The following is a 14,072-nucleotide window of genomic DNA, read 5'->3' on the forward strand; positions in this document are numbered from 1 at the left end:
CGCATCCTCGAGGATGCGCCCCTTGCGTGTTCCGTGCGCCGGGTCCGGGCCGCCGCGCGCCATGGACGCTGACACCGCCGTCGGGGCGACTGCCCTACGCCGGCGGTCCGCCGGTGGGCGCGGGCCGAAGCAGCTCGCCGCCGCGGTAGACCGCGCTGAGGTTCATGCCGGCGTCGAGCACCAAGACGTCCGCGCGGAATCCCAGGTGGAGCGATCCGACCTCGTCGGGCAGCCCCAGGACCGCCGCCGGGACGGACGTGGCGCTCCGCAGGGCGTCGGCGAGCGGGACTCCCGCCTCGACGGCCGATCGAACGACGTCGAGCATCGTCGCCGTCCCCCCGGCCAGGGATCCGTCGGGCAGCCGCGCCTTGCCGTCGACCACGTGGACCTTTGCGGGGCCGAGCACGTAGTCCCCGTCGCCCAAGCCCGCGGCCGCCATCGAATCGGTGACCAGCGCGATCTGCTCGGCGCCAACCAGCGCGAACACCGTGGCGACCGTGTGGGGATCGAGGTGCGTGCCGTCGCCGATCAGCTCGACGATCGCCCGCCTCCCGGCGGCCGCCTCCAGGCACGCCGCGACCGGCCCGGGAGAGCGGTGGTGCATCGCCGGCATGCCGTTGAACAGGTGCGTGACCGTCGGCTTCTCGGTGTAGCCGTCGAAGCCGGCGGATCCGAGTTCCTCGGCCGCGAGCCGCAACGATGCGCCGGCGGTCGCGGCGTCGGCGTCCGTGTGGCCGACGGATGGCACGACGCCGTGGGAGGCCAACTGCTCGACCAGCGCGTCCGCACCGGCCAGTTCGGGCGCGTACGTCATGGTGCGGAGCTGGCCGCGGGCCGCCTCCACGAGGCTGTCGACGAAGTCCGGGTCCGGTTCGCCGAGGAAGGCCGGATCCTGGGCCCCGCAGCGCGCGCTCGACAGGAAGGGACCCTCGGAGTGGATGCCGGCGAGCTCGCCCCGTTCCGCGAAATAGGCCAGGTTCCCCGCCGCGGCGACCATGTCGGACCGTTCGGCCGTGACAAGGCTGGCGAGCAGCGTGGTGGTGCCGGACGCGTGGAGGAACCCGACGGCACGGGCAATGTCCTCCGGACCGGCGGTCGGGAAGTCGACCCCAGCGGCGCCGTGGCAGTGGAGGTCAACGAGTCCCGGAACGAGAATCGCCCGATCGGGCACGGGCAGTCGCTCGAACGCGCCAAAGTCGTCCCGCCCCGCGAACTCGTCCGCCGAGCCGACGAAGGCAATCCGGTCGCCCTCCACGGCCACGGCTCCGGCCTCGATGGTGTTGCCGTCCGTGACGATCCTGCCGGCCAGCCAGAAGCGGCGTGGTTCCTCGCTCGAAGTCATGCGTCCATCATAAGGGTGTGCTTCCGTCTGCCGACGATGTCCGTCAGAAGAGCCGCGCCGCGCTGTCGTCGACGCCGCGCATCGAGTCGTAGTCGAGGGTGATGCATTCGATTCCGCGGTCCACGGCCAGCGTGCGTGCCTGTGGCTTGATCTGTTGCGCCGCAAAGACTCCGCGGACGGGCGCAAGCCGTGGATCTCGGTTCATCAGCTCGAGGTAGCGGGTGAGCTGCTCGACGCCGTCGATGTCGCCGCGCCGCTTCAACTCGATGGCGACGGAGGCGCCCTCGGCATCGCGGGCCAGGATGTCCACGGGCCCGATGGCGGTCATGAACTCGCGGCGGACCAGCGTGAAGCCGGCACCAAGCGTCTCGATCTGTTCGGCGAGCAATCGCTGAAGGTCGGCCTCGACGCCGTCCTTGATCAGGCCGGGGTCGATGCCCAACTCGTGGCTGGTGTCGTGCAGGGTCTCGTGGATGCGGATGACCAGACGGTCGTCGCTCTTGGCGTGCTGCACGTGCCAGACGTCGGTGACGCCGGTCAGCGCCTCCTCCTCGTCGGCCGCGACGGCCCGCATCTTCGCGGGCGGACTCATCCAGTTCAGCGGCTTGTAGGAGCCGCCGTCGGAGTGCACCAGGACGGAACCGTCGGCCTTTACCATCAGCAGGCGGGTGGCCAGGGGCAAGTGGGCGCGAAGGCGTCCCTCGTAGTCAACGGAGCAGCGGGCTATCACTAAACGCACAGGCTGTACTGTACCGGATTGACCGTCCGCCACGCGCAGTGGGGCAGAATGGAGGCATGCCCCGCTCCAACCGTCCCCGCCGACAGGGCGGCAACGCACGCGACGGCAAGTGGGCCCAGTCGTCGGATTCCGGCGGCCCGCCACTGGAACGCACGCGCTTCGGCGTGCCGGAACTCCAGGACGCCCCGGACGGGCAGTGGCATGTTAGGCGGGTTTCCCCGGTCCGAGCCGAGAAGACGTATTCCTGTCCCGGGTGCCGTGTCCGCATCGCGCCGGGCACCGACCACGTTGTGGCCTGGCGGGCTGACGACCTGTTCGGCGACGAACGCGCGGCGGCGGAACGCCGTCACTGGCATACGCGGTGTTGGGACACGCGGAGCCACCGGTACCGCTGAACAACCGCGGCTCGGGCGACGGGGGATCGCTACCTGCGGTCTTGCCGGTCGATCAACACCTCGCGCAGCAGCAGCACGGCAGCGGCCGCCAAGGGGATGGCCATCAGCGCCCCGGCGATTCCCAGGAGGCTGCCGCCCGCGATGACTGCGATTACGGCCACCGCGCCGGGGACCGCGACGGCGCGCTGCATGACGCGTGGGGAGATGATGTAGGCCTCGACCTGAAGGTAGGCGAAGTAGAAGGCCGCATAGGTTGCCGCCGTCTGCCATCCAACCGTCAGCGCGATGAGGGAGACGACGATCCCGGCGATGACGGCGCCCACCAGCGGAACGAAGGCCAACATGGCCACCACGAGCGCCAGCAGCAGGGCGAAGGGCATGTCCAGGGCGGACATGACGATGAAGGCATAGGTCGCGTTGAGGAAGGCGACGAAGGCCTGCCCTATCACGTAGTTGCCCACGCTGGTGGTGATCTGTTCGGAGAGCTCCTGGACGCGGGCCCGGCGCGAGCGCGGGGCCAGACGGTAGAACCAGGCCTTGAGCGAGGGCAGCGAGGCGAGGAAGTAGATCGCCAACACGAGCACCGTCAGCGTTCCGAAAAGCCCCTGGGCGATAATCGTTCCGGCCCCGATGACGCCACCGAAGACGCCCCCGACGGCGTCTGAGTCCCGGAAGAACCTGTTGACCTCCTCGGTGGCCCGGTCCCGAACCTGGAACTGGTCGTCGATGGTCCGGAAGAATTCGGAGTTGAGGAAGTCGTCGGCGAACCCGGGTGACCGTTCTATGAACTGGCCGGTTTGCGTGACGATCGTGGGTATGAGGGTTCCGAACACGGCGGCGAAGACGCCGGCCAGCAACAGCATCGCCATGATCACGCCCGCCGGCCGGGGCAGGCCGCGGCGTTCGATCCACTTCACCACCGGGTCCAGACCGAGCGCGATGAACAGCGCGACGGCGATCCACACCACGAGTTGTCCGACGTTGGTCAGGATGAAGTAGCCCAGCAATGCCAAGCCGACCCCGACGGTGCCCATGAAACCGACCTGTATGGGGTGGAGGGCAGCCCGGCCGGCCGCGAGCGCGGCATCGGGATCCACCTCGGCATCGGGCTCGGGCGGGACGTCGAACCGCACGCGCTGCGGCGATCGTCGCAGCGCCGTGCGGAGGCGCCCGACCACGGACGGGGTGGATGGATCCGCAGACGGACCCGTCTGGTCGACCGGGTCGGTGGAGCCGCCGGCCGGAATGGGGGCTGAAACGTGGGAGGCGTTGTACTCCCCGGACGGTGCGCCGCCGGCGGGGGCACCGTCGTCTTCGGAATGCCTATTCACAGGGCGAGCCTACCCGCCGGAAGCGCGATGTCGGTGCCGTGGCGCAGCGGGGACTGGAAGGTGGACGACAGTGTTGCCAGCCACATGGGGAACACAAATGGTAACCAATTCGTTACCATAGAAGTGCGGCCGGTGGCGACCCCTGACCACCGCCGTGTCAAAGCCGTTGGGCGTCTCCATCCGTTAGGTGATTTGTAGTGCGACTCTTGTTAGCTGTGTTGGCAATCCTGCTCGGGGCTGCCGCCCTGGTGCTCGGCATCGGCCAGCGGACCTTCTGGTCCCCGCCAGAGACCGCAACCGCGACGCTTGCGTCCCCACTCGGGGATGCCCCGCTGACCGTCGTCGAACCCGGTGTGGCCGGTGTCCACCCGGACGCCGTCGACGTGACCATCGAGGGTGACGGCGAGTTCCTCGTGGCCTTGGGCCGGAGCGAGGATGTCGACGCGTGGGTGGGCGACGCCGCACACAACACCATCACCGGCGTGGACACCATCCAAGGGCAACTGTTCGCGGAGCACACCAAAGGCGGGGCCGAGGTGCCCAACCCCGCGGGCTCCGACCTATGGGTCGATTCGGAGACGGCGGACGGGGAGCTGGTGCACAAGTGGACCGAGCCCGCGCAGGGCGACTGGTCGCTGCTTTTGGCGGCGGACGGGAAGTCGCCGGCTCCGACGTCGGTCACCGTCTCGTGGCCCAACGACGCGGGCACGCCGTTCGCCATTCCGCTGATCATCGCCGGCTCGCTACTGCTCGTGTTGGGGCTGGCCCTCACCGTCGTGGCGGGACGCGGACGCGGTGGGCGCGGTGCCAAGGGAACTTCGCCCGCGCCCGCGACCGCGCCCCTAGGACACGTCGGCTCGGACCCGGCGTCCGGTGGAGTGGTTAAGCGCGGTGCCGCCGTCGCCGTCGCCGCGGTGCTGGCCATGGGGTCGGCCACGCCCGCCATCGCGGCGGGAGCCGCCGTGCCGAACTCTCCATCCTCCTCCAGCGATTCCGCGACTGCCGAGCCCGCGGACGGAGAGAGCGGCCCACCGGCGGTCCTTCTCGATGTCCAGCTCGAGCGCATCCTGGCGTCCGTCTCGGAGGCGGTGTCCGCGGCCGATTCGGCGAAGGACGCGAAGAAGCTCGCGGACCGCGTGACCCACCAGGCCCACCAGCTCCGCGAAACCAACTACGACCAGCGTGCCGACGGACTCAAGGTGCCCGCGCCGGCCGCCGTCGCCGAGGGGCCGCTGCTCTCCGCCGCCGTCACAACCTCGACCGAGTGGCCGCGCACGGTTGTCGCCGTCACGAAGGCGGAAAAGGCGACGGTCCCGCAGGTTCTCACCCTGACGCAGGCCGACCCGCGGTCCAACTACAAGCTGGTGTCGAGCGTCTCCATGCTGCCGGGCTCCGAGTTCCCCGGCATCGCCGTAGGCGATCCGGCCGTGACCACCCTCCCGACCGACGCCAAGGATCTGCGCCATACGCCCGAGGTCGCCGCCGCACGCCTGGCCGGGTACCTGAGCGACCCCAGCTCCAAAGCCAAGGACTCTTTCGCGGACAGCGTGTTCATCACCGCCACGCACGAGGGACAGGACGAGGTGGCACAGGCGAACGAAGACGCCTCGATCGAATACTCGCGGAAGGTCGCCAAGGACCGGACCACGGCCGTTTCCACCCCGGACGGCGGCGCCATCGTCACTGCCTATCTGACGAGCACCATGACGGCCCAGCCCAAGGAAGACGGCGGCACGGTGGCTCTGGACGACCTCAGCGCGGAGCTCGCCGGCGCTAGCACCACGCAGGAACGTGTTGACATCTCCTACGCGGAGCCGGTGGTCTTCTACATCCCGGCCGCCGGAAGCAAGGAAAAGATCCGTCTGGTTGCCGGCGACGTCCTATTGATGTCGGCGAAGGTCGCCGACTAGGTAGGCGGCCACCCGGCCGCGGCGCCGGCGCCGTTCCGAAGAGCGACGAAGGAATGCATAAGGTAGAGGCATGACGAGTACAGAAGAACCCGCAGCGGCGTCCTCCCGGGGCGCATTCGACCTTTCGTCCCTGGCTGGCCCGGTCCCCGACGCCGCCGGCGGTCCGGGCGACCCGGCCGACCCCGTGACCTCGGCCGGGGCGTGGGTCCGGTCCGTCACGCAGGAGGACTTCCCCGAATTGGTCACCCTCTCGCAACGGGTGCCCGTGGTGGTCTCGCTGGGAAGCGGCCGCTCGCCGGCGTCCGCGCAGCTGGACGCGTCCATCGGACGGGTGGTCGACACCTACGCCGGTCGTCTCGTGCTGGCCACGGTGGACACCGATCGGGAGCAGGCCATCGCGCAGGCGTTCCGGATCCAGCAGATTCCGGCCGTCGTGGCGCTGCTGAACGGACAGCCGGTCCCGTTGTTCCAGGGCGCCGTGGCCGAGGACCAGCTCAGGTCCCTGCTGGATGAACTGCTGCAGCTGGGTGTGCAGCACGGGGTCGCGGGGACGGTTCCGCCCCTGAGCGGCCCGGCAGAGGAAGCGCCGGTACCGCCGCTGCACCAGGAGGCCATGGCGGCCATCGACGCCGGGGATTACGACGGTGCGGCAGCGGCCTACCGCAAGGCGCTGGCGGAAAAACCGAACGACGCCGACGCGGCAACCGGACTGGCGCACGTGCAGCTTCTGCAGAGGACCGCAGGGGCCGACGTGCAGTCCATCCGGACCGAGGCCGCGGAAAACCCGGACTCCTTGCCGGCGCAGCTGGCCGTGGCCGACCTCGATGTCACCGGCGGTCACGTGGAGGACGCGTTCGCACGGCTCGTTTCGCTGGTGGGGCGCACCGCCGGCGAGGAGCGGGAGACCGTTCGGGCGCGGCTGGTCGAGCTCTACACGGTGGTCGGGGCGCAGGATCCGCGCGTCGCCAAGTCCCGTCAGGCCCTGGCCAGGGTGCTTTTCTAGCCGCAGCCCCTTTCGACGAAGGTAGACGCCACCCCCTCCCGTTTCGACGAGGGCAGATGTCCAAACCGAGCGGATTCCGGACATCTGCCTTCGTCGAAACGGTGGAGGGGGGCAGCTGCCTTCGTCGAAAATGTGCGTGGGGTTGCGGAGGAATCCGCCGGGGAGACCGTCCCGCGGTTGGTAGACTAGTGGGCATGAGCCTGCCTGCAGATCCCTTTGAACGAGACCCCCGCGATCCCGGCACGGGCGGCGGCACCGCGACGCTCGAACGCCAGGAGCAGCAGGAAGTGGAGCCCGGCGACCGGGATCGATTCGCGCACTACGTCCGCAAGGAAAAGATCATGGAGTCCGCGTTGACCGGGGAACCGGTCATCGCGCTCTGCGGCAAGGTGTGGACCCCGGGCCGCGACCCGCAGAAGTTCCCGGTGTGCCCGGAGTGCAAGTCCATCTACGAGGGCATCAACCCCGGCGGCGACGACAAGAAGTAGCCACGCACCCCGCGGCCGGAATGCCCGGGCCGCGGCCGTAAACCGCAACGCATGGACCGGCGCCATCGCCGTGCCACACACGCGCCGTTTGGCGTTCCGAGGAGTTTGTTCGTGGACGATGCCCTGTTCCATGTGGGCGAAAGCATGCCCCCCGCGTACCCCGAGAGGGCCGCGTGGGGGACGGCGCCGAAGCTCCGGCAGTGGCAGACCGAGGCGTTGGCCGCGTATTTCGCAACGGGTCCGCAGGACTTCCTCGCGGTGGCCACGCCGGGCGCCGGCAAGACCACCTTCGCCCTGCGCGTGGCGGCCATGCTGGTCGACGCCGGCACGGTCAACCGGATCACGGTCGTCGCGCCCACCGACCACCTCAAGCGCCAGTGGGCGGACGCCGCGGCGCGCATCGGGCTCTCCCTGGACCCCAACTTCAAGAACGCGGACGGGCGGCACGGCGCGGGCTTCATCGGCGTGGCCGTGACCTACGCCCAGGTGGCCAGCAAGCCCATGCTGCACCGCGCCAAGACCGAGGCCGCGCGGACGCTGGTGATCCTGGACGAAATCCACCACGGCGGCGACGCGCTGAGCTGGGGCGAGGGGATCCGCGAGGCCTTCGAACCCGCCACCCGCAGGCTCGCCCTGACGGGCACGCCGTTCCGCTCGGACACCGCGCCCATCCCGTTCGTCGACTACGTCGAGGACAACGCCGGAATCCGCCGGTCCAAGGCGGACTACACGTATGGCTACGGCGATGCGCTGAAGGACAACGTGGTCCGTCCGGTGATCTTCATGGCCTACTCGGGCCAGATGCGCTGGCGGACGTCGGCCGGCGAGGAGATGGAGGCGCAGCTCGGGGAGGGCTTCACCAAGGACATCACCGCGCACGCCTGGCGCACCGCGCTGAACCCCGAGGGGGAGTGGATCCCGTCGGTCCTCGCGGCCGCCGACAGGCGACTCACCGAGGTGCGGCGCACCATTCCGGACGCGGGCGCGCTGGTGATCGCCACCGACCACGACGACGCACGCGCCTACGCGGCGCAGCTCAAGCGGATCACCGGAGAGCCGGTTACCGTGATCCTTTCCGACGACGCCAAGGCCTCCGCCAAGATCGAGGACTTCTCCGCCGGGACCCAGCGCTGGATGGTGGCCGTGCGGATGGTCTCCGAAGGCGTGGACGTGCCGCGGTTGGCGGTCGGCGTGTACGCCACCTCCACTTCGACACCGCTGTTCTTCGCGCAGGCCGTGGGCCGCTTCGTGCGCTCCCGGAAACGGGGCGAGGTCGCCTCGGTCTTCCTTCCCTCGGTGCCGATCCTCATGGAGCTCGCCAACCAGATGGAACTCGAGCGGGACCATGCCCTGGACCGGCCGGAAAAGCATGTCGAGGATCCCGAGTTCGTTCCGGAAGACGCCCTGATGGATGAGGCGAACCGCGAGGACAAGGCCTCCGACTCGCTCACCAAGCAGAAGTTCGAGGCGCTGCAGTCGCAGGCGTCGTTCGACAGGGTCCTGTTCGATGGCGGCGAGTTCGGAATCGGCGGGACGATGGGCTCCGACGAGGAGCAGGACTTCCTCGGGATTCCCGGCCTGTTGGACGCCGACCAGGTGGGCCACCTGCTGCGGCAGCGCCAGCAGGAACACGCCACGCGGCGGAGCCGGAAGTCGGCGGTCCAGGGCCAGGAACCCGTTCCGTCGGTCGTGGACCACCGGCAGCTGATGGACCTGCGCAGCGAACTGTCCAAGAACGTGTCCGCATGGTCCGCCCGGACGGGCACTCCACACGGCGTCATCCACACCAAGCTGCGCGAGGTCTGCGGCGGCCCCGCCGTGGCACAGGCCAGCGCCGAACAGTTGAACAAGCGCCTCACCAAGCTGCGGGATTGGTTCGTCGGCCGCAAGTAGGGTGTTCCGGCGCGGTCCGCGACCCGTTCCCGGGACGGCTAGGAGATGACGACGCCGGCCGCGCGGAAGGCGGCGGAGGTCGCCGCGGCGTTCTCCGGGTGGACCGCGGCCGTGAGATTCGTCAGCACCGTCGTCGTGAAGCCCTCCGCCGCGGCGTCGCGCGCCGTGGCGAGCACGCAGTAGTCCGTGGCGATGCCGACGACGTCGACGGATTCGACGCCGCGCGAACGGAGCCAATCGCCCAACGGCGGCCCCGGGGGCGCCTCGCCCGGTCCCGGCTCCGGCTCGGGCCAGGCCGCGGAATCCGGCCGCGCGCCGGCTCCCTCGAACCCCGAGTAGGCGGCCGCATACCGGCCCTTGCGGAACCACGCGTCCACGAGTCCGGCCTCGATGGCAGGGGCGAGGCCGTCGTGCGGTTCGGCGCCACCGGTGCCGGCGACGCAGTGCGGCGGCCAACTGTCGACGTAGTCGGGGTCCGGGGAGAAGTGGTCGCCGGGATCGATGTGCCAGTCCTGCGTCGCGGCCACCGCCGCGTAGTCCCCGCGGCGCCGCGCGAGGTGTCCGGCGATGCGCGCCGCGACGGCCCCGCCGCCGGCGACCCCCAGGGATCCGCCCTCGCAGAAGTCGTTCTGCACGTCCACGATGATCAGAGCCCTGCCGGCCATGGTGTCTCCCCGTTCGTCGTGTTCCTGGTCCTGTAACTATTCCTTGTCGATGAATTCCGTCGGGATGACCGGCTCGCCCTTCTGCAGCCGGCGCGCCACGCCGGGCAGTTCCTGGACGCTGTCGTGGTGGCGTTGGGCGGCCCGGACCACGCCGTCGGCGCCGGTCCAGCCGTCCAGCAGTTCGCCCCCGGAGACGAACAGGTGGAGCAGCTCGCGGTCGTTGGCGTCCGAATCGGGCCGCTCGCCGATGCCGACGAGTTCCGCCGTCGCGCGCCCGCGTTCGTTGATCCGCCGGAACGCCGTCTTGCGTCCCCCCACGCTCAGTTTGTTCTTGGCGGCCTTGGCGACGTCGACGAACGTTCCGGCGTCGTCCTTGCGGCTAACCAGCTTGTACACCATGGAGGCCGTCGGCGCGCCGGAGCCGGTGACCAGTTCCGTTCCGACGCCGTAGGCGTCCACCGGGGCCGACTGCAGCGCCGCGATGGCGTATTCGTCCAGGTCGGACGTGACCATGATGCGCGTGTTGTGGTTGCCGAGGTCGTCCAGCAGGGTGCGCACCCAGCGCGCCTGCTCCACCAGGTCGCCCGAGTCGAGCCGGACCGCGCCGAGCTCCGGCCCGGCCACCTCGACGGCGGTTCGGACGCCCTGCTCGACGTCGTACGTGTCCACCAGCAGTGTGGTTCCCTTGCCCATGGATGCGACCTGCGCCTCGAACGCCGCGCGCTCCGAATCGTGCAGCAGCGTGAACGAATGCGCAGCCGTCCCCACCGTCTTCAGGCCGTAACGGTAGCCGGCCTCCAGGTTGGAGGTGCTGTCGAAGCCCGCGACGATGGCCGCGCGGGCCGCGCCGACGGCCGACTCCTCATGGGTCCGCCGGGACCCCATTTCGATGCAGGGCCGCGTGCCCGCGGAGGCGACCATTCGCGATGCCGCGGATGCCACGGCGGAATCGTGGTTCAGGACGGACAGGATGAACGTCTCCAGGACGCAGGCCTCCGCGAAGGTCGACTCCACGATGAGGATCGGCGAGTTGGGGAAGTAGAGATCGCCCTCCGCATAGCCGTAGATGTTCCCCGAGAACCTGAAGTCGGCGAGGAAGTCGATCGTGGTGGCGTCGACGACCTTGCGGGACGCCAGATGGTCCAGCTGCTCCTGTCCGAAGCGGAAGTGCCGCAGGCCCTCGAGGATGCGGCCGGTGCCCGCGACGACTCCGTAGCGGCGCCCCTCGGGCAGGCGGCGGGCGAAGGCCTCGAAGACCGAGCGGCGGTGGGCGGCTCCCGAATGCAGGGAGGCCTGCAGCATGGTGAGCTCGTAGTGGTCGGTGAAGAGCGAGGTGGGCTGCTGCCACATGCGCGGTACTCCTCGGTCGGCGGGTGGGCGGTGGGGCGGCCCCCGGCCGCCGTCCCTGCCACTCTAGATCAGTAACTCCGGGCGAGGGCCGGCGCGTGACGGTGCGGTCGTAGAATGGGTGCATGCCAGTGATCACCGCCCAGACCGATGTCCTGCCCCGGGCCGAGACCGAAGGCGTTGTCCGCCTCGACGTTCCCTACGTGCTGATCGTATGGAACGATCCGGTCAACCTCATGAGCTACGTCAGCTTCGTGTTCCGCAGCCACTTCGGCTACAGCGAGGCCAAGGCCGACGCCCTGATGCTGGAGGTGCACCAGGCCGGCCGGTCCGTCGTCGCCACCGGGACGCGCGAGAAGATCGAGACCGACGTCGCGGCGATGCACGGTTTCGGGCTGTGGGCCACGCTCCAGCGGGCGGACGAGTCCTAGGCGTGGCACGGGCCTTCAAGAATTCGCACCGCGGCCTGACCTGTCAGTTGGAGAAGGCCGAGCGGGACCTGTTGCGCGGCCTCTTCGAGGACGTCGTCACCATGCTGGAGCCGGCGCCACCGGCAGCCGGCGCGGCGGACGAGGATCCGCTGTGGGCCTTGGTGGGCATGGACCCCCAGGCGCACGCGGAGGGCTTCGCCGCACCGACCGACGAGGCCGTGCTCCGCCTCCTGCCGGACGCGGTCAAGGACGATCCGGCCGCTTCGCTGGAGTTCCGCAAGCTCACCGAGCGCCCGCTGCGCGAATCCAAGGTCGGCGCACTGCGGGCCGCGGCGTTGGCGGTGGAGACGTCGCCCGTGGTTCTTTCGCCGGCCGCCGCGCCGCAATTCGCCGCCGCCCTCAACGACGTTCGCCTGGTCCTGGCGAAGCGGCTCGGGCTGGAAAGCGACGAGGACGCGGAGCGCGTCCACGCCCTCGACGACTGGGGCCGGGCGGAAACCGTCGACGAGTACCTGGCCCTGGTCTACAACTTCGTCACGTGGCTGCAGGAATCCCTCATGCAGGCCCTCCACGGGTCGCTGTGACGTGGATGACACTTCGCCGTCAACCGCCCGGGGAGGTGGCCGGAGGAAGTATGGTCTGTAGACCATGACTCACGATCTAGGCCCGCGCGCAACCGCGGACGCTGTGACACCGCCGCGGGCGGCGTCGCCCCTGGGGATCTTCGACTCCGGCGTCGGCGGTCTCACGGTTTCGCGTGCCGTCATCGACCAGTTGCCGAACGAATCCACGCTCTACGTCGGGGACACCGCGAACAGCCCCTACGGTCCGCTGCCGATCGCCGAGGTCCGCGCCAACGCGCTGGGCGTCATGGACGAGCTGGTGGACGCCGGCGTCAAGCTGCTGGTCATCGCGTGTAACTCGGCGTCGTCCGCGGTGTTGCGCGATGCCCGAGAGCGCTACACGGCGCGCTACGGGATCCCGGTGGTGGAGGTCATCCAGCCGGCGGTGCGCCGGGCCGTCGCGGCGACCCGCAGCGGCCGGATCGGTGTCATCGGCACGTCCGCGACCGTGGGGTCGCGCGCCTACGAGGACGCGTTCGCGGCCGCGCCGCACCTGCACATCACGGCCGCGGCCTGCCCGCGTTTCGTCGAGTTCGTCGAGCGCGGCGTCACCACGGGGGACGAGCTGCTGCGGACCGCTGAAGAGTACCTGGCCCCGCTCAAGGCCGCCAACGTCGACACCCTGGTCCTCGGGTGCACGCACTATCCGCTCCTGACCGGTGTCCTCTCATACGTGATGGGGGACTCCGTCACGCTGGTCTCCAGCGCGGAGGAGACGGCCAAGGACGTCTACGCGGCCCTCATGCGCCACGGGTTGTCGCGCCCGGACGGCCCGCGGCCGACCCACGAGTTCATCTCCACCGGGGACGCCGGCTCGTTCGAGGTGCTGGCCCGGCGCTTCCTCGGACCCGAGGTGCTCGGTGTCCAGCGCGTTGACCACGTGGCGGCGCGCTATCCCACCGGATCCATCGCGCGGATCACCCCGGAGATGGTCGCCCGCGCCGGCGTCGGAACGGGCGGCCGGCCATGAAGCTCACCATCATCGGCTGCAGCGGATCGTTCCCCGGCCCGGGCTCGCCGGCGTCGTGCTACCTCGTCACGGGGCACGACGGCGTCCGCCCCTGGCGCATCATCCTGGACCTGGGCAGCGGCTCGCTGGGCGTGCTCCAGCGCTACATGGACCTGAAGGACATCGACGCGATCTTCCTCAGCCACCTGCACCCCGACCACTGCATGGACCTTTGCGGCCTGCACGTGGCCGTGCACTGGGACCCCACGGGCTGGAACCGGGACCGCATCACCGTCTGGGGGCCGGCAGCGACGGCGGACCGGATGGCCACCGCGTACGGCCTGCCGCTGGATCCGGGAATGCACGAGGACTTCGACTTCAACCACTGGACCGAGCGCGCCCCGGTGCGGCTCGGGCCGTTCACCATCACCGCGGTCCCCGTTCGGCACCCCGTCGAGGAGGCCTATGCGCTGCGCGTCGAGGCCAGCGAGCCGACGTCGGACGGTGGGATGCGCACGTCGGTCCTGGCCTATTCCGGGGACACCGACACGTGCGACGGACTCGTCGAGGCGGCGGCCGATTCGGATATGTTCCTGTGCGAGGCCGCCTTCGAGGAGGGCCGCGACGACGGGATCGACGGCGTCCATCTCACCGGGCGCCGCGCCGGGCAAATGGCGACCCAGGCCCGTGCCCGCCGCCTGCTGCTGACGCATGTGCCCGTCTGGACGGATATCAACACGGTGGTCTCCGAGGCCAAGGAAACGTACGACGGCGGCCTGGCGGTGGCGGTCTCCGGCGTCACCTACGGCGTGTGGTCCGGCACCCGGCTCGGGGAGCCGCAGGCGGCGCCCGAGGCGCAGGACCCGACGCGCGCGTAGCCGGCGGATCGACGCCCGTCCGCGCACACGCCCGGCGCGCCCGCGCGATGTCCGGCCGGGGCCGCTCCGCGCCTAAGC

General features: G+C 70.1%; 14 protein-coding genes. 9 read left to right on the forward strand and 5 right to left on the reverse strand.

Features of this window, described 5'->3' with window-relative positions:
- Positions 1–94: 94 nt before the first annotated feature.
- Entirely contained in the window at positions 95–1,342 is a 1,248-nt protein-coding gene (locus tag ACHAAJ_RS04355) for an N-acetylglucosamine-6-phosphate deacetylase (protein ID WP_435726700.1), read from the reverse strand.
- A gap of 43 nt (positions 1,343–1,385) precedes the next feature.
- Positions 1,386–2,081: an endonuclease NucS gene (nucS, locus tag ACHAAJ_RS04360; RefSeq protein WP_435726701.1), complete on the reverse strand. Its 696-nt coding sequence runs from the start codon at positions 2,079–2,081 to the stop codon at positions 1,386–1,388.
- Positions 2,082–2,137: 56 nt separating this feature from the next.
- On the opposite strand from nucS, the gene ACHAAJ_RS15660 reads away from it, so the two are divergent.
- Positions 2,138–2,476, forward strand: coding sequence for an Rv1322 family protein (locus ACHAAJ_RS15660; protein WP_494337657.1), 339 nt, complete (start codon positions 2,138–2,140; stop codon positions 2,474–2,476).
- 29 nt (positions 2,477–2,505) lie between these two features.
- On the opposite strand, the gene ACHAAJ_RS04365 is transcribed toward ACHAAJ_RS15660, so the two are convergent.
- Complete coding sequence (locus tag ACHAAJ_RS04365) at positions 2,506–3,807, reverse strand: AI-2E family transporter (protein ID WP_435726702.1); 1,302 nt, start codon at positions 3,805–3,807, stop codon at positions 2,506–2,508.
- A gap of 197 nt (positions 3,808–4,004) precedes the next feature.
- On the opposite strand from ACHAAJ_RS04365, the gene ACHAAJ_RS04370 reads away from it, so the two are divergent.
- The 4 genes from ACHAAJ_RS04370 (at position 4,005) to ACHAAJ_RS04385 (ending at position 9,101) form a co-directional block, all read left to right on the forward strand.
- Positions 4,005–5,717, forward strand: coding sequence for a hypothetical protein (locus ACHAAJ_RS04370; protein WP_435726703.1), 1,713 nt, complete (start codon positions 4,005–4,007; stop codon positions 5,715–5,717).
- Between the two features lie 70 nt (positions 5,718–5,787).
- Entirely contained in the window at positions 5,788–6,720 is a 933-nt protein-coding gene (locus ACHAAJ_RS04375) for a tetratricopeptide repeat protein (protein WP_435726704.1), read from the forward strand.
- Between the two features lie 194 nt (positions 6,721–6,914).
- Positions 6,915–7,208 carry a DUF3039 domain-containing protein gene (locus ACHAAJ_RS04380; protein WP_435726705.1) on the forward strand — a complete coding sequence of 98 codons (294 nt, stop codon included), beginning with the start codon at positions 6,915–6,917 and terminating at the stop codon, positions 7,206–7,208.
- Between the two features lie 144 nt (positions 7,209–7,352).
- Positions 7,353–9,101, forward strand: a complete 1,749-nt coding sequence (locus ACHAAJ_RS04385) for a DEAD/DEAH box helicase (protein WP_435726951.1) — start codon at positions 7,353–7,355, stop codon at positions 9,099–9,101.
- A 38-nt stretch (positions 9,102–9,139) separates the two neighbouring features.
- On the opposite strand, the gene ACHAAJ_RS04390 is transcribed toward ACHAAJ_RS04385, so the two are convergent.
- Together ACHAAJ_RS04390 and ACHAAJ_RS04395 are read right to left on the reverse strand one after the other, a co-directional pair.
- Positions 9,140–9,766 (reverse strand): isochorismatase family protein, encoded by a 627-nt coding sequence (locus ACHAAJ_RS04390; RefSeq protein ID WP_435726706.1) that lies wholly within the window; start codon positions 9,764–9,766, stop codon positions 9,140–9,142.
- Positions 9,767–9,802: 36 nt separating this feature from the next.
- On the reverse strand, positions 9,803–11,116 hold the full coding sequence (locus tag ACHAAJ_RS04395; protein WP_435726707.1) for a nicotinate phosphoribosyltransferase: 1,314 nt from the start codon (positions 11,114–11,116) through the stop codon (positions 9,803–9,805).
- A gap of 122 nt (positions 11,117–11,238) precedes the next feature.
- On the opposite strand from ACHAAJ_RS04395, the gene clpS reads away from it, so the two are divergent.
- From clpS to ACHAAJ_RS04415, 4 genes are all read left to right on the forward strand, one after another.
- Positions 11,239–11,544 (forward strand): ATP-dependent Clp protease adapter ClpS, encoded by a 306-nt coding sequence (gene clpS, locus ACHAAJ_RS04400; protein ID WP_435726708.1) that lies wholly within the window; start codon positions 11,239–11,241, stop codon positions 11,542–11,544.
- A 2-nt stretch (positions 11,545–11,546) separates the two neighbouring features.
- Complete coding sequence (locus ACHAAJ_RS04405) at positions 11,547–12,128, forward strand: DUF2017 domain-containing protein (protein WP_435726709.1); 582 nt, start codon at positions 11,547–11,549, stop codon at positions 12,126–12,128.
- Positions 12,129–12,192: 64 nt separating this feature from the next.
- Positions 12,193–13,137, forward strand: a complete 945-nt coding sequence (gene murI, locus ACHAAJ_RS04410) for a glutamate racemase (RefSeq protein ID WP_435726710.1) — start codon at positions 12,193–12,195, stop codon at positions 13,135–13,137.
- Positions 13,134–13,994 carry an MBL fold metallo-hydrolase gene (locus ACHAAJ_RS04415; protein ID WP_435726711.1) on the forward strand — a complete coding sequence of 287 codons (861 nt, stop codon included), beginning with the start codon at positions 13,134–13,136 and terminating at the stop codon, positions 13,992–13,994. Before murI ends, ACHAAJ_RS04415 begins: the two co-directional genes overlap by 4 nt.
- Positions 13,995–14,072 lie beyond the last annotated feature (78 nt).

It is taken from the genome of Arthrobacter arnarulunnguaqae (assembly GCF_051262515.1).
Classification (GTDB): Bacteria; Actinomycetota; Actinomycetes; order Actinomycetales; family Micrococcaceae; genus Arthrobacter_N.